The sequence below is a fragment of the Nonomuraea rhizosphaerae genome, assembly GCF_019396405.1.
In the GTDB taxonomy this organism is placed as follows: domain Bacteria; phylum Actinomycetota; class Actinomycetes; order Streptosporangiales; family Streptosporangiaceae; genus Nonomuraea; species Nonomuraea rhizosphaerae.
This window is the reverse complement of the sequence record NZ_JAHKRL010000244.1, coordinates 1-14542: the sequence shown is the minus strand read 5'-3', so window position 1 is coordinate 14542 and position 14542 is coordinate 1. Positions and strand designations below refer to the sequence as shown.

At 69.7% G+C, this 14542-nt stretch carries 17 protein-coding genes and 3 pseudogenes; 10 read left to right on the top strand and 10 right to left on the bottom strand.

From position 1 onward, the window contains the following. Positions 1-1221, top strand: a 1221-nt coding sequence (locus tag KME77_RS12340; protein WP_219465990.1) for a hypothetical protein, incomplete at its 5' end; no start/stop codon positions are given. A 310-nt stretch (positions 1222-1531) separates the two neighbouring features. Here KME77_RS12340 and KME77_RS12335 read toward each other — a convergent pair. After that, complete coding sequence (locus KME77_RS12335) at positions 1532-2458, bottom strand: MBL fold metallo-hydrolase (protein ID WP_308250676.1); 927 nt, start codon at positions 2456-2458, stop codon at positions 1532-1534. 108 nt (positions 2459-2566) lie between these two features. On the opposite strand from KME77_RS12335, the gene KME77_RS30490 reads away from it, so the two are divergent. Continuing rightward, complete coding sequence (locus KME77_RS30490) at positions 2567-3082, top strand: single-stranded DNA-binding protein (protein ID WP_219465986.1); 516 nt, start codon at positions 2567-2569, stop codon at positions 3080-3082. 494 nt (positions 3083-3576) lie between these two features. Here KME77_RS30490 and KME77_RS12325 read toward each other — a convergent pair. Further along, positions 3577-4752: pseudogene (locus tag KME77_RS12325) on the bottom strand (DUF1015 family protein); the annotation flags it as partial. A 159-nt stretch (positions 4753-4911) separates the two neighbouring features. On the opposite strand from KME77_RS12325, the gene KME77_RS12320 reads away from it, so the two are divergent. Further along, the gene (locus KME77_RS12320) at positions 4912-5088 is read left to right on the top strand and encodes a hypothetical protein (RefSeq protein WP_219465999.1); all 177 of its coding nucleotides are present in this window, start codon (positions 4912-4914) and stop codon (positions 5086-5088) included. A 393-nt stretch (positions 5089-5481) separates the two neighbouring features. Here KME77_RS12320 and KME77_RS12315 read toward each other — a convergent pair. Further along, a pseudogene (locus KME77_RS12315) lies at positions 5482-5622 on the bottom strand (DUF1015 domain-containing protein); the annotation flags it as partial. A 101-nt stretch (positions 5623-5723) separates the two neighbouring features. Here KME77_RS12315 and KME77_RS12310 point away from each other — a divergent pair. Continuing rightward, positions 5724-6164 (top strand): tetratricopeptide repeat protein, encoded by a 441-nt coding sequence (locus KME77_RS12310; protein WP_372451169.1) that lies wholly within the window; start codon positions 5724-5726, stop codon positions 6162-6164. A gap of 672 nt (positions 6165-6836) precedes the next feature. On the opposite strand, the gene KME77_RS12305 is transcribed toward KME77_RS12310, so the two are convergent. Both KME77_RS12305 and KME77_RS29265 read right to left on the bottom strand, forming a co-directional pair. Then, positions 6837-7208, bottom strand: a complete 372-nt coding sequence (locus tag KME77_RS12305; RefSeq protein WP_219465984.1) for a MerR family transcriptional regulator — start codon at positions 7206-7208, stop codon at positions 6837-6839. A gap of 37 nt (positions 7209-7245) precedes the next feature. Further along, the gene (locus tag KME77_RS29265) at positions 7246-7446 is read right to left on the bottom strand and encodes a hypothetical protein (protein ID WP_246609629.1); all 201 of its coding nucleotides are present in this window, start codon (positions 7444-7446) and stop codon (positions 7246-7248) included. On the opposite strand from KME77_RS29265, the pseudogene KME77_RS29260 reads away from it, so the two are divergent. Further along, positions 7373-8005 (top strand): annotated as a pseudogene (locus KME77_RS29260) (MFS transporter); the annotation flags it as partial. The gene KME77_RS29265 and the pseudogene KME77_RS29260 sit on opposite strands and share 74 nt — an antisense overlap. 70 nt (positions 8006-8075) lie before the next feature. Continuing rightward, the gene (locus KME77_RS29255) at positions 8076-8447 is read left to right on the top strand and encodes a hypothetical protein (RefSeq protein WP_246609628.1); all 372 of its coding nucleotides are present in this window, start codon (positions 8076-8078) and stop codon (positions 8445-8447) included. A gap of 5 nt (positions 8448-8452) precedes the next feature. On the opposite strand, the gene KME77_RS12295 is transcribed toward KME77_RS29255, so the two are convergent. Next, the gene (locus KME77_RS12295) at positions 8453-9043 is read right to left on the bottom strand and encodes a plasmid pRiA4b ORF-3 family protein (protein WP_219465982.1); all 591 of its coding nucleotides are present in this window, start codon (positions 9041-9043) and stop codon (positions 8453-8455) included. 194 nt (positions 9044-9237) lie between these two features. Beyond that, a complete protein-coding gene (locus KME77_RS12290) occupies positions 9238-9681 on the bottom strand; it encodes a TipAS antibiotic-recognition domain-containing protein (RefSeq protein WP_219465978.1) in 444 nt (147 codons plus the stop codon). 78 nt (positions 9682-9759) lie between these two features. Between KME77_RS12290 and KME77_RS12285 the strand changes: the two genes are divergently transcribed. Beyond that, complete coding sequence (locus KME77_RS12285) at positions 9760-10752, top strand: HAD-IIA family hydrolase (RefSeq protein WP_219465977.1); 993 nt, start codon at positions 9760-9762, stop codon at positions 10750-10752. Here the strand turns inward: KME77_RS12285 and KME77_RS12280 are convergent. The 3 genes from KME77_RS12280 to KME77_RS12270 form a co-directional block, all read right to left on the bottom strand. Then, positions 10749-11522 carry an ABC transporter permease gene (locus KME77_RS12280; RefSeq protein ID WP_219465973.1) on the bottom strand — a complete coding sequence of 258 codons (774 nt, stop codon included), beginning with the start codon at positions 11520-11522 and terminating at the stop codon, positions 10749-10751. The genes KME77_RS12285 and KME77_RS12280 overlap by 4 nt on opposite strands. Next, positions 11522-12274 (bottom strand): ABC transporter ATP-binding protein, encoded by a 753-nt coding sequence (locus tag KME77_RS12275; RefSeq protein WP_219465972.1) that lies wholly within the window; start codon positions 12272-12274, stop codon positions 11522-11524. The genes KME77_RS12280 and KME77_RS12275 overlap by 1 nt, the downstream gene beginning before the upstream one ends. A gap of 82 nt (positions 12275-12356) precedes the next feature. Beyond that, the gene (locus tag KME77_RS12270) at positions 12357-12704 is read right to left on the bottom strand and encodes an SCP2 sterol-binding domain-containing protein (protein WP_219465971.1); all 348 of its coding nucleotides are present in this window, start codon (positions 12702-12704) and stop codon (positions 12357-12359) included. Positions 12705-12843: 139 nt separating this feature from the next. Between KME77_RS12270 and KME77_RS12265 the strand changes: the two genes are divergently transcribed. The 3 genes from KME77_RS12265 to KME77_RS12255 form a co-directional block, all read left to right on the top strand. Beyond that, positions 12844-13002, top strand: a complete 159-nt coding sequence (locus tag KME77_RS12265) for a hypothetical protein (protein ID WP_219465969.1) — start codon at positions 12844-12846, stop codon at positions 13000-13002. Beyond that, on the top strand, positions 12999-13808 hold the full coding sequence (locus tag KME77_RS12260; RefSeq protein WP_219465967.1) for a TlyA family RNA methyltransferase: 810 nt from the start codon (positions 12999-13001) through the stop codon (positions 13806-13808). Before KME77_RS12265 ends, KME77_RS12260 begins: the two co-directional genes overlap by 4 nt. After that, the coding region (locus tag KME77_RS12255) for an NAD kinase (RefSeq protein ID WP_219465966.1) at positions 13805-14542 on the top strand (738 nt) is incomplete at its 3' end. The genes KME77_RS12260 and KME77_RS12255, both read left to right, overlap by 4 nt.

The window sequence follows — 14542 nt, the reverse complement described above, 5'->3', positions numbered from 1 at the left end:
GACCTGGTGGCCAGGCACCTCGTCCCCGCCGAGCGCGCGCTCGAGGACGACGACCCCGATCGGGCGCACGAGCACACCAAGGTGGCTCGCAGGTTCGCGGCCCGGATCGGTGTCGTACGCGAGGCGGCGGGCATCGTCGCCTACCGCGCGGGCCACTTCTCCGAGGCGCTCAGCGACCTTCGCGCCGCCAGGCGGATGACGGGGTCCGACGCGTACCTGCCGGTCATGGCCGACTGCGAGCGCGGTCTCGGCCGTCCCGAACGGGCTCTTGACCTCGTACGTTCCCCTGAAGCCGAGCACCTCGACAGGGCGGGGCGCGTGGAGCTGTCCATCGTCGAGTCCGGCGCCCGCCGTGACCTTGGCCAGAACGACGCCGCCGTCATCACCCTCCAGCGGCTGCCCGAACTGCGCGACCCGCAGGCCAAGCCGTGGTCGGCGCGCCTGGCGTTCGCGTACGCCGACGCGCTGGCAGACGCGGGACATCAGGACGCCGCGACGGACTGGTTCGGGCGCGCGATGGCCTTCGACGAGGATGGCGAGACCGACGCGGCCGAGCGGTACGCGGAGCTGACCGGGGCCGTCATCGAGGACGTCGAAGAGGACTTCGACTTCGAGGCCGGCTCTGATGACGCTGACGACTCTGATGACGGCGGTGTCGTCGCGGAGGCGGAGGGAGAGGTGGACGAGGAGGCTGACGACGCCGCGGCTTTCGCCGAGGCGGGCGACCTCCTGGACGGTCCTGAGGACGACGACGTCTCGGACGGTCCTGAGACGACGGACGAAGCCGAGACGGATGACGAGGAGCAGGACGACGACCTCGCTGACCCGGTGGATGGCGAGGAGGACCAGGTAGAGGCCTCGCTGGACGAAGCTGCTGGGGCCACCGGCTCTGCCAAGCTTGATGAGGACGTCCCGTCCGCTGTGGCTTCTTCGTCCGCTGCGGCCTCTTCTGAGGAGGACGCCGCTGCTGTCGGGGAGAACGATGATCTCCCGGACGCTCCGGAGGATGCTGAGTCTGCGGCCGGGGATGGGCCGGATGGCTCTGGTACGGCTGAGAAGGCTGCGGAAGCTTCGGCCGGTGCATCGACTGCCGCTGAGGCGTCGGGTGTGACTTCGGCTGCGCCGAGCATCAACCCGGCATTCATCGAGCCGGACTTCGGCGACATCCTGGACAGCTCGGATGAGCAGTCTGGGGATGAGGCTCCCAAGCGCGACAAGTGACGCGTCTCAGCCCCGCCGTACATCTGTTCATGAGGGTGTACGGCGGGGCTGCGCGGATCTGAGCTCGCTCCATCGCGGGCAGGGGCAGATGGTACGAGTCCGAGGCGGCACGGGACTGGACGGTTTGGTCTTCAGACCCGCACTTCCGGTCGGGCGGCACTCTTGTTCGGACCACTTCGGATCGCATGGCTCCGGGTAGGCTGCGGCGTCGATCGGATGATTGCCTGGTCGGCGTGGCGTGATCACTACATGCTGGACGACTGCCCGTGCCGACCTGCGTCAGGGGGAACGCTGGCAGAGGGCGACTCACTCAGGGGGAGACGCGGTCAAGCCAGTGATAGATCCCCGCGACGTTCGACGGCGCCCCATTCAAGAGCTCGAACTGCTCCGCCGTCGGATCATCGGCTCGCAGAGCCTTGTAGCGTTCCCTGGTGCGGTCCCTGACCATGGCGACGGCGTGGTCGAGATCCATGCCCTCAGCATGGACCTGCCGGGTGAGATCGACCCACACGCGTAGTTCTTCCGCGGACCGTTCGAGCGTCTCCTGAACCGCCGTAACCGGCCCATAGTGGCTGAACAGCAGCCGCTGCGGCCCGAGTGCCCCGAACAACGCGATCGACTCAAGAGCCGTCTCCAGGTCGAAGTCCGGCGGCGGGGTGGCGGGACGCAGGTCGCCCGTCTGGGGCAGGTAAACGCCGGCGGCGTCACCCACGTACAGGTCGCCGGTGGCGGAGTCGATGAGGCCTACGTGGTGTTTGGCGTGGCCGGGGGAGTAGTGGCTGTTCAGCGTTCTGCCGTTGCCGAGGTCGATGGAGCCGGTGTCGCCGAGTGCGACGATGCGTTCGGCCTCGGTGGGGGACAGTTCACCGAAGAGCGCGTCAAGGCGGTCACCCCACACCATTCGCGCACTGGCCATCAACCTGGACGGATCGGCCAGGTGTCGGGCGCCTTTCTCGTGGACCACGATCTGGGCGTTCGGGAAGTACTTGGCCATGTCGCCTGCCCCGCCGGCGTGGTCGAGGTGGATGTGCGTCACCACGACAGTGGCCAGGTCGCCGGGACCGACGCCCAGGGCGTGGAGCGCATCACGCACGATGGGCGCCGAGGTCGAGGTGCCGGTCTCGACCAGGCACGGGCGGTCGCCGAGGATCAGATAGCCGGCCGTGATGCCCGGATAGCCGGCCATCTTCGTGTCGATCTCATAGACGTCGCCGCCCAAGGCGGTGATGTTGTCCACAGGCTCTCCCGATCCGCTGCCGTTGTCCCCAGAACGGCGTTCGGGCCGATCCGGCGTCCCCCTCATCGTAGAGAGTGATCCCACCAGAACCCCGACGGGAGGACGACAGTGGACCGCAACGAGGTCGTGCTGGTGGGAAGGCTGTCCGCGGCGCCAGAGGACAAGCCCATGCCGAGCGGCGCCACCCTGACGAAATGGCGCCTGATCGTACGCCGTGCCGCCCACAACAGGCGCGCTGGCACGGCGACGGACGTCATTCCGTGCGCCACCTTCGACCCCGAGACGGCCGCCTTCGTCCGCGGCCTCAAACCACGCGAGACGATGGAGGTCAAAGGTGCTTTCCGCTGCCATATCTATGGACCGACAGCAGCCAAGATCTGGCGGTACGAGGTGGAGGTCACGTTCGCCAAGGCAGGCCCACCGGACACGGCGCCGCCGCCCAAGCGGCCACGATCTCCCCGTAAACCGCCCGCCCCGGTACGGATCCAGCGACCCGCCGATGGGCCAGACGCCATCCAGGTCCCCAGTCCTTCAGGGGGCGTGGTGCCTTGGGCGGAGATGTCGGAGATCCTGGCCTCCATCCCACCGCCCCGCCCGGCCCCTGACCTGACCCAGGCGAGGTAGCTGGTGTCCCCAGGCGGGGCAAGCGGCCAGTCGACGTCACGTGAGGGCGCTCAGCTTTGGCGAAGTGTTCACCGGGGACTTCGCGTGATACGGCAGTGGCGGCACGCTCGCCCAGCCAGGGAGAAGCGCGCTATCAGTGGCGAGGGTGGTGGTCCGGTGGGGGAGGGAGTGCGGGCCGACTGGCAGCTGGTCGGTCGGTGCGAGAGCGTCGCCGCAGGCCCGCAGGCTGTGTCCGTAAGCCCGCCAGCTCGCAGACCCGTGTTCGTAGGCCCACAGGCCACTGTCTGGAGGCCCCTGTCTGGAGGCCCCTGTCTGGAGGCCCCTGTCTGGAGGCCCCTGTCCGGAGGTCCGTGTCCGGAGGTCCGTGTCCGTAGGCCTGGGCTCGGGGTCTGTGAGCCGCACTTTTCAGGCTCGTAGGTTCGCGGGTCTCTGCGTTGTTCGTCCTGTCGCGTTTGGAGATGTGTGACGTACCAGTCCTGCTGTGTGGTGCCGCCTCAGTCGGTGGCGAAAGTGCGGAGTACGAGGCCTGTTCTGGGCTTGGGACCGAAGGAGGTTGATTTGCGAGGGACACGTTCGCCGCCCGCTGCGATGGCCAGCACGTCGGCGACGGCGAGTGGCTTGAGTATCACAGCGGTGCCGTCCGTCTCAGTGGCGAGTCGGAGGGCGGCGTAGGGGTCGTGGTGCACGATCCGTACGGCGTGGTCGTCGTCTCGCATGCCCCACACCTTGGGCAGTACGAACTCGCTGAGGATTGAGGTGTTCAGAGAGTTCCACTTGTCGGAGCGGTCAGGGGGCATGGCGTGGGCCAGTTGCATCGGGTCGGGGTTGGTGAGGAGGTGGCAGCCGCCGTGTCCGGCGAGCAGGAAGGCAGGCTCGGGTGCCGCGTCCAGTGCTTCCAGGCCCAGGGCGAGGCTGGCGAAGTCGTGGGCGTGCCATGATCCCTTCGCCCTGGCCACCGCCTCGGCCAGAGGGAGGCCGGGGATGACGCGGTGGATGGCCTTGAGGTCGGGCGGGTATGCGGCCGAGTCGACGAGTAATGCCAGCCCGTAGTCCCACGGGCCTCCGGGGGCTTGGCGGGGTGTGCTCGGGCCGCTCGGGTCACTGGAGTTACTGGGGTCACCTATGGGCGGCTGCTGAGCTGTAGAGGTGTGCTCGGGCTGTGGTGAGCGGGTTGGGGGCTGGTTGCTCCCGCTTGTGGCGGTGGAGGGGGTGTGGAGGCGGGCCGTGTGTTCCTGGCGTTGGAGGACTCGGTACGTGGCGTATCTGTGGTGGCCGTCGGCGATCAAGGCTTGGCGGGGGCGGAGGTCGGCGTTGATGGCGTCGATTTCCGCTGGGTCCGTGATCGCCCACAGGCGGTGGTCGAGGCCGTCTTCCGTGTGGGCGATCACGAGGGGCGTGCGTGTCGAGGCCACCTGGTTCACCAGGCGGGTGGTCGTGCCCTGAGCGCCGTCATAAAGGAGGAAGATCGGTTCTAGGTTGGCTTGGGTGGTGCTCATGAGGGCCAGGCGGTCGGCGACCGGGCCTGGGAAGACGTCCTCGTGGGGAAGGATGATGCGCTGAGCGGGGTCTGCGAGAGCTACGTCGCCGATGAGGCCGCGTTGGAGGATGCCTGGTCCGCGCTGCTCGTACACGTACAGGGCTGGTTGGTCGTCGGGGACCAGCACGCCTGACTCCAGCCAGGCACGCAGGGTGTCCCGAGTCGCGCCGTACCGCTGCTCCGGAGAGCCGTGCCGTTCGTCAGCGGGGCTGCTGCACTGTTGCTTTGAAGGGCCGTATCGCTCCTGCGAGCCGCTGGGCTGCTCCTGGACGTTCTGAGCGTCTTGGGCGGAGTGGCCGTACTGCTCCTGTGGGCCACCTGGCTGCTGCTGCGGGCCGTTGGGCTGCTCCTGGACCTCCTGGGCGTGCCGCACCTCCTGGGTGTGCTGCACCTCTGGGGCGTTCCGCACCTCTTGGGCTTGCTGGGCGGAGCCGTGTGGCTTCTGCAGTGGCAGGGGGTGGTGCGGTGAGGTGGGGTGTTGGTGAGGCGAGTTCAGGTGGTCGGGGGGTGAGCCGGGGCGGTTCTGAGGTGGGCTTGGCTGGTCGTGAGGCGGGTTCGGCTGGTTGTGGGGCAGGTTTGGCTGGTTGTGGGGCGGGCTGGGCTGGTCGTGCGAATGCGGCAGGTCGTGGGGCCAACTGGGCTGGTCGTGGAGGGAGCCAGGCTGGTCCTGGGACGGGCTTGGTTGCTGAGAGGGCGGGGTCTGCTTTTGCGGCGAGGTGGGCTGTGCCTGGGGCGGGGGCGTCTGGTCGGCCGGCTTGGGTGAGGTGCTGGGGGAGTGGCCTGGAGGTGCCGGATTCTCGGGGGGCTCAGGTGGGGAGGTGCAGGGAAGGATGAGGCGGACGACATTGTTGGGGTGGGAACCAAGGAGGGCGCGGACATCGCCGGTGGAGATCAGGTCGTAGGGCGGGGAGGTCACCTTGGCGGGATCGTCGACTGCGAATCGGACGCCACGGAAGGGGCGTAGCTGCAGTCCGTCCGGCACCGGCAGTTCAGGAGTCCCCATACCGGGCATGCTCCCATAGGTGTCCGAGTCTTCCGGAACTTTCCCCGAGTCCCCAGCGATGCTTGATTCCGTCGTGAATGTGGCCGAGCCGCTGTCTGCCGATGAAGGAGGCCTCACGCATGGTGCAAGGTGGAAACGCGCACGATGATTCCCTCGGCGCCCCCGGTGGCGGCGTTTACGACTGGTATCAGCGCGGGGTGAAGTTGCTGAAAGAGGGCAGTCCGGCTGCCGCTGCGGCACTGCTGGAGCGTGCCGCGGCTGCGGAGCCTGAATCGCGCAGTATCAGGGAGGCCTTGGCTCGGGCGCAGTTCAATTCGCGGCAGTATGTGCAGGCGGCGGCGAGTTTCCGGCAGATCGTGGATGCCAATCCGGCTGAGGATTACGCCTATTTCGGGCTTGGGTTGGCGCTGTGGCGTACGGGGGACATCGAAGCGGCGCAGGAACCGCTCGCCATCGCGGTGGCCATGCGGCCGGATGAGAAGAATTATGTGTCGGCATTGAAGAGTGTTCGCGCTACTTTGCGGGCTCGTCGGGAGATGTGAGCAGGGTAAAGGGAGCTAGCAGTCCGGGAGGCCGGGAGGCCGGGGGAGAGCGGTCTGCGTCGTCGGTTGGTTCGGTATGTGGGCGTTTGTTCTTGCCGTCGTGGCTCTGGCTCGGTACGCGGATGCTTCTTGCCGTCATGATCCCGGTTCGGTGTGCGGGTGTTTCTTGCCGTCATGATCCCGGTTCGGTGTGCGGGTGTTTCTTGCTGTTGTGGTCCGATTCGGTGTGCGGGTGTTTCTCGCCGTTGTGGTCTTCGACCAGGGGTGACTGGAGCGGAGCAGTTGGCGTTGGGTGGTTGGCGTAAGGCGGTTGGTGCGCCGGGCGTGGAGTGGTTCGCGGGGTAGGAACTGGTGTGCAGCAATGGCGGGATTGTGGTGCAGCGGGCAGCGAGAGCAGGGAGGACGCTCTGGTAAAGGGAGCGACGGCGAGTTGGTGGCTAATGCCGGGAGTTGGCGGGTAACGCCGGGTGCGTAGTGACGGCGTGTTCGTGATGGGCTTGGCGTGCGGGAACGGTGAATTCGCAGGTAATGCCCGTTCGGAAGGAAGGGCTGGTTCCCGGGAAATGCCCTGTCCGTGGTTACGGCGAATCGCGGTTACGGCGGATGTGCGGGACTCGCTCAAAGGGCCCGTAAGCGGCTGTGCAGGGGCCGGGTAACAGGCGGACAACGGCGCTACGTCGTCTGCGGGCCTTCGCGGACCGTGTCCAAATAGTCGGCGATCGCGTCCCTGTTGCGGGTCAGGCAGTTGATGCGGTCCGTCATCCGGTCGCGTTCCCCCTCAAGGGTGGCGATCATCTCGGGTGTCGCGTCCGCGAAGTGGATGATCCTGGGCTTGTCGAGGCACGGCAGGATCTGCTTGATCAGGCGGGTCGGGAGGCCGGCGTCGAGGAGGCCCCTGATCTGCGCGATCCGGTCCACGAACGCCTCGCTGTAGTCGCGGTAGCCGTTCGCGCAGCGGGCCGGGGTGATCAGGCCCTGCTCCTCGTAGTAGCGCAGCAGGCGCCGGGGCGTGTCGGTGCGTGCCGACAGCTCTCCGATCCGCATGTGACCGACCTCACACGTTGTCGCTTTGACCCTCACATCAATGTGAGGGTTTGAGCATACGCGGTATGACGAATCGAACCGCGCAATTGACGGATTCCCCGGGCAAGGCGGGAGCGCTGCCGCTGCGGGGGCTGGTGGCGCTGGCCACGGCGGCGTTCATCACCGTGTTGACCGAGGCGCTGCCCGCCGGGGTGTTGCCGGCGATGAGCGCCGACCTGCGGGTCAGCGAGTCCGCCATGGGGCAGGCCGTGACGATCTACGCGCTGGGGACCGCCGTCGCGGCGATCCCGTTGTCCGTGGCGACGGCGACGTGGCGGCGCAGGCGGTTGCTGCTGGCGGGGGTGGCGGGGTTCGCGGTCGCGAACATGGCCACGGCCGTCTCGGCCTCCTACGCGCTGGTCATGGCGGGACGGTTCGTCGCCGGGGTGGCGGCGGGGCTGGTGTGGGCGTTGCTGGCCGGGTACGCGCGTCGTATGGCTCCCGCGCGGCTGGAGGGCAAGGCGATCGCGGTGGTCATGGCCGGCATTCCGGTGGCGTTGTCGCTGGGGGTGCCCGCCGGGACGTTCCTGGGAGGAGCGGTCGGGTGGCGGGTGACGTTCTCGGTCATGACCGGGGTGGCGGTGGTGCTCATCGGGTGGGTCGTGGCAGTGGTGCCGGACCATCCCGGGCAGGAACGGGGCGGGCGGATGCCGATCCTGCGGACCGTCGCCGTTCCGGGGGTGGCGCCGGTGTTGTTCGTGACGCTGGTCTTCGTGCTGGCGCACACCGTGCTCTACACGTACATCGCGGCGTTTCTCGGGTCGGTCGGCATGGAGGGCTCGGTCGACGTCGTGCTGCTGATCTTCGGGGCCGCGTCCGGTGCTGACCGTGGCCGCGGTCGTCCTGGTCGCGGTGGCGGCCACCGGGCTGGCGGTGCTGGGCGGCGATCCCGTGCCGGTGTACGTCGCGGTGGCGTTGTGGGGGCTCGGCTGGGGAGGCGTTCCGACCCTGCTGCAGACCGCCGTGGGACGGGCGGGAGGCGAGGCGGCCGACGTCGCGCAGGCGATGCTGGTCACCTTGTGGAACGCGGCCATGGCGGCCGGAGGTGTCGCCGGCGGGGTGCTGCTCGGGTGGTTCGGGCCTGTTTCGTTCCCGTGGAGTGTGCTGATGCTGCTGGCGCCGGTGCTGGGGGTCGTGGCCGGTGCGCGGGCGCACGGGTTCCCGTGGGTGAGGGCACGTTCCAGACAAGTGGCCGGATAGGCGGGTCAGTCCTTGGCCAGGACCATGGCGAGGCCGGAGAGGGCGTCGTTGATCTTGTTCGCGTCGAAGCTGCCCGGGTTGAACTGGTCGGCCGAGTCGAGGCCGAGCCACTCCAGGCGCTCCCGGTGCTCCTCGTGGGCCGGGTCGGCGAGGATCTCCAGCAGGTACTCGTACCCGTAGACGCCGCCCGAGTCCTCCGGCGGGCCCGCCCGGCGGCCGGTCAGGCAGCGAGGGTAGGCGGTGCCGGGCTCGGGGTCGGTGACGGCTTCGACGACGATCTCGTGCTCCCAGTCGTCGCCGAAGTCGTAGGTGTAGCGGAGCCGGTCGCCGGCGTGCGGGGCGACCTCGTCGAGCCGTCCCGTGGCCGCGTTGCGGATCTCGAGCTCGCGATCGGTGACGCCGAAGCGGCCACTTGCGGAGTCGAAGACCCACATGTGGTAATTCTCCCAACCGAACGTCGCCTGGATGACATCATGCAGATGCCGCAGGGTGCTGTCCGAGGCAACCTCCAGCCGCCGCCAGATCGTCGGCCGGGAACCGCGCAAGGTGACCTTGATCGTGTGAACCGTCTGCTTCGCGCCGGGGGTGTACGTCACAGCGGCTATTCTGCCGTCCGCTCGCGTTCTGTGGGGGCAGAGAGCCCAACTGACCTGGTTCTGGGCGGCTGCGATGTGGTGGATTCGGCTGCCTCGGGGGTATTGGGATTTGGTGTTGGCGCACGTGACGCGGTCCGAATTGCCCGAAAAGACGTTTTCGATCGGCGGTGCTGTTTCCCGGACGAGAACGAGGTTCAGACGCCGTTGCGGGTGGCGTTGGCGTGGATGGCGTCCCGGTAGTACGCCGCCAGCCCCGCCTGCTCCCGCTCGATCGAGGCCGTGAACCGCCCGTCCGACACGTACATGTCGCCCAGCCCCCGGTGGATCTCGTACGTGCAGGTGTAGAACCAGCGGCTGACGTGCGCCCGGTGCTCCTCGGCGAGGTCCATCGCCCGCGCCCCGCCGGCGGGGGCGCCCTCGCGCATGGCGGCGCTCATCCGGGCCGACAGCTCGGCCGCCTCGGCGGCGGAACGCTGCCAGTCCTGCTTCGTACAGGAGCGGGAACGTTCCTGCGACTCGCGCCACGCGTCGGTGCCGCCCCAGCGCTCCTCGGCCTCCGCCGCGTACGCACTCGCGTCGAAAGCGGCGGTGTCGAAAGCGGTGGCGTCAAGAGCGGCGGGGTTGAAATCGGTGGACATGGTCAGCCTTTCTCCAGATGGGTACGAGGCCGACGCTAAAGTCTCACGCGGCGTGAGAGTCAAACGGGAAGAGGCGCAGTGCTGATCGACGGCTATGACACCCTGCTGCTCGACCTCGACGGGGTCGTCTACCTGGGCCGGCACGCCGTGCCCCACGCGGCCGAGTCGCTGGAGCGGGCGCGCGGCAAGGGCGTGCGGCTGGCGTACGTCACCAACAACGCCTCACGCACCCCGGCCGCCATCGCCGGGCACCTGCGCGAGTTGGGCGTCCCGGCCGGCGCGGCCGACGTCGTCACCTCGGCGCAGGCCGCCGCCCGGCTGATCGCCGAACGGGTGCCGCCGGGCTCGAACGTCCTGGTCGTCGGCGGGACCGGGCTCCGGCAGGCCGTACGCGACTGGGGGCTCAGGCCCGTCACCACGGCCTTCGACGCGCCGGTCGCGGTCGTGCAGGGTATCGCGCCCGGGCTCTCGTACGGGCTGCTGTCGGAGGGGGCGCTGGCGGTGCGGCAGGGGGCGTGGTTCGTCGCGTCGAACGGCGACAGCACGATGCCCACCGGCCGCGGCGAGCAGCCGGGCAACGGGGCGATGGTCCGGGTGATCGCCGCGGCGACCGGGGTGGAGCCGGTGTACGCCGGCAAGCCCGACCCGCCGCTGCACCGCGAGTCCATGATCCGCACCGAGGCGCGGCGGCCGCTCGTCGTGGGCGACCGGCTGGACACCGACATCGAGGGCGCCGTCAACGCGGGCGTCGACAGCCTGCTGGTGCTCACCGGCGTGGCCACGCCGATCGACGCGCTCACCGCCGGGCCCCGGCACCGGCCCACGTACGTGGCCGAGGACATGTCCGCGCTTCTCCAGCCTTATCCGGAAGTACGGGACGGCGTCTGCGAGGGGTGGCGCGCCCGGTGGGACGACGGCGTGCTCAGGCTGGAGGGCGACGGCAGCCGCGCCGACGGGCTGCGCGCGGCCTGCGACGCGGCCTGGACGGCGGCGGGAGAGGGACGCGCCGAGGAGGACGCCGTCAAGCCCGTCCTGGAGCGCCTCGGCCAGGGCCACGACGGGAGCCGCTAGGCGACGCGCTCGCTGGTCCGGCGGGCGAACTGCCACCACCCCAGCGCCAGCAGCAGCCCCGACGCCAGGGACAGGGCGCCCAGCGACACCGGCACCCCGCCGCCCCACCCGCGCAGCACCAGCAGCCGCATCGCGTCGATCGCGTACGTGAGCGGGTTGAGCCGCGCCACCACGGCCATCCAGCCGGGCATGGCCGACAGCGGCACGAACGCGTTGCTCATGAACAGCAGCGGCAGCGACGCGAACCCCGTCACCGCGAAGAACGTCCCGTGCGAGGGCACCGCGCACGCCAGGGCCATCGCCGCCGCGGTGAGCGCCAGCGTCAGCAGCCCCGTGACCGCCAGGATCGCCAGCACCCCCAGGACGCCCGTGGCGGGACGCACGCCCAGGGCCAGGGCGACGAGGAGGATCAGCAGGACCTGCGCGGAGTTCATGCCCACCTGGAAGACGAACCGCGACACGATCAGCGAGCCCCGCCTGACCGGCATGCTGAGCAGCTTGTCCAGGTAGCCCGTCTCCTTGTCGAACAGCAGCGGCATCGCCGCCGACACCCCGTTGCCCACCACGGTGAACGCGATGACGCCCGGCACCGCGAACGCCACGTAGTCGCCCGTGCCCACGATCCGCGCGTCCACCGCGCCGCCCATCGCCCCGGCGAAGAACACCAGCCACACCGCCGGCTGCAGGACGCTGAACAGCAGGTTCAGGCGTTCGCGCAGCACCATGAGCAGCCAGCGGCGAGACAGCGCCAGCACCTCCTGCGACCACATCAGCCGACCTCCTCGCGCAGCGCGTGCCCGGTGTGCCGCAGGAACACCTCGTCCAGCGACGACACGCCCATCGCGGCCTTCAACGCGGCGGGCGAGCCGCCGGCCACCTCGCGGCCGTGGTCGATGATCACCAGCCGGTCGCAGAGGCGGTCCGCCTCGTCCATGTAGTTGGTGGCCAGCAGGACGGTCATGCCCTCGTCGCGGAGCGAGCGGATGTGATCCCACATGTGGTGGCGCGACTGCACGTCCAGGCCGAGCGTCGGCTCGTCGAGGATCAGCAGGTCGGGCCGGTGGAGCAGCCCGCAGGCCAGGTCCAGGCGCTTCTGCATGCCGCCCGAGTACGTCTGCACGAGGCGGTCGGCGCAGGCGGAGAGCTGGACGAGCTCCAGCAGCTCCGAGACGCGCGCCTGCACGCGGCGCCGGGGGACGTGGTAGAGCGCGGCCTCGATCTCGGCCTTCTCCCTGCCGGTCAGCATGTAGTGGCCCATCGAGGAGACCTGCTGGGGGACGTAGCCGATGTGGCGGCGCACCTCCCCGGCCCGTCTCGCGACGTCGTGGCCGCACACGCGGGCCGTGCCGGTGGTCGGCGGGAGGAGGGTGGACAGCATCCTGATCGTGGTGGTCTTGCCCGCGCCGTTCGGCCCCAGGAGGCCGAAGATCTCGCCGGGGGAGACCGCCAGGGTGAGGGCGTCCACGGCGATCGCCCCGCCGAACGCGCGGCCCAGCCCGGCCGTTTCGATGATCAAACCCATATGGTTAACATAACACATAATGATTAATGAACACATTAACTAACTGGCCATGCCTCCGCACCGAGGCGGAGAACGGGACGGCCTACAGCAGACGGCGCAGGCGGAGGAGGTCGCCGAAGCTGGCGTCGATCTTGACGCGGCCCCCGAGCAGCGCCCGCGCCAGGTCCAGCTCCCCGTCCACCAGTGCGATCAGGTCGTCGCTCGCGATCGTCAGCTTCACGTCCGCCGCCTTGCTGTTGCCGGGCGGATCCTCCCGGAACGGGTCCAGCCCCTCGCGGTGCAGGCGGCCGTGGAAGACCACGTCGAGGTCGGGGACCCGGCAGCTCACCGTGCGCTCGACCACGTGCTTGGCCCGGTCCTCCTCGCCGATCTCGTCGAACTGGGCGACGAGCTTGGCCAGTGCCGCACGGCACTCCTCGACGCTTGCCATGATGCGTTCCTTTCTTCTGCTTCAGGCGAAGGTAGCGTTCCACATCAGTAGCACCCCCGTACGCCCCTCCAATGCCCCTCCAACGAGCGACACACCCGCCAAGGTGCCGGGTGCTCGCGCGAGGCGTTACGGTCATGTCATGAGTGAGCAACCGGAGGAGACCGGCGACGACCGGGTCGACGCCGTGCTCGCCCGGCTCGGCGACCTGGCCGGGCGGCCGGTGAGCGAGCACGTCGCGGTGTTCGACGCGGCGTTCACCGGGCTGGAGGCAGCGCTGGGAGCCGTGGACGACCAGTGACACGACGCGTTCGGCTGGACAGCGAGCTGGTGCGCCGCGGCCTGGCGCGCTCGCGCGAGCAGGCGGGCCAGCTCATCGACGAGGGCCGGGTGAAGATCGACGGCCGTCCGGCGGTCAAGGCGGCGACCCAGGTCGAGACCGCTGCCGCCATCGTGGTCGCGCAGGGCGACGGCCCAGACTACGTCTCGCGCGGCGCGCACAAGCTGCTCGGCGCGATCGAGGCGTTCGGGAGGCTGCGGATCGAGGGCCGCCGCTGCCTGGACGCGGGCGCCTCCACCGGCGGGTTCACCGACGTGCTGCTGCGCCACGGCGCCGCGCACGTGCTCGCCGTCGACGTCGGCTACGGCCAGCTCGCCTGGTCGCTGCGCACCGACGAGCGGGTCACCGTCATGGAGCGGGTCAACGTCCGCGACCTCACGCCCGCCATGGTCGGCGAGCCGCCCGAATTGGTGGTCGGTGACCTGTCGTTCATCTCGCTGCGGCTCGTGCTGCCCGCGCTGGCCTCGGTCGCGGCGCCGCGAGCCGACTTCGTCATGCTGGTCAAGCCCCAGTTCGAGGTGGGTAAGGACCTCGTCGGAGCGGGCGGGGTGGTGCGAGAGCCCGCGCTGAGGGCAGGTGCCGTCCGAGAGGCCGCCGCCAAGGCGCGCGAGCTCGGCCTGGCGGTACGCGGCGTCACCGCGAGCCCGCTGCCCGGTCCGTCGGGAAATGTGGAATACCTGCTCTGGCTCGGCAAGGGAGAGGGCGAGCCGCCGGTCGCCGACCTCGACGCCGAGATCGACCGCGCCGTAGCGGAAGGGCCGCAATGAACCGAACTGTCCTGGTCACCGTGCACACCGGGCGGGAGGCCGCGGTCGAAAGCGCCCGCCTGGTCATCGACCGCCTCGTCGCCGCCGGCATCCACGTCAGGGTCCTCGACGTCGAGGCCGAGGAGATCGGCGCCCCGCAGGCCGAGGCCGTGGCCTGCGACCCCGCCGCCGCCAAGGACGCCGAGATGCTGATCGTGCTCGGCGGCGACGGCTCGCTGCTGCGCTCGGCCGAGCTGGCCAAGTCCACCGGCACCCCGCTGCTCGGCGTCAACCTCGGCCACGTCGGCTTCCTGGCCGAGGCCGAGGTCGCCGACCTGGCCGACGCCGTGGACAGCGTGGTCGCCAGGCGCTACGACGTCGAGGAACGCATGACGATCGACGTGCTCGCCCGCCAGAACGGCCAGGTCATCGCCGACACCTGGGCCCTGAACGAGGTGAGCGTGGAGAAGGGCGAGCGGATGCTGGAGGTGGTCGCCGAGATCGACGGCCGCCCCCTGTCGCGCTGGGGCTGCGACGGGGTGATCTGCGCCACGCCGACCGGCTCCACCGCCTACGCCTTCTCTGCCGGCGGGCCCGTCGTGTGGCCCGAGGTCGAGGCGCTGCTCATGGTGCCGATCAGCGCCCACGCGCTGTTCGCCAGGCCGCTGGTGGTCTCGCCGCGCTCCACACTCGCCGTCGAGATCCTGCCGCGGACCCCCGGCGGGGTTCTGTGGTGCGACGGCCGCCGCCGCTAC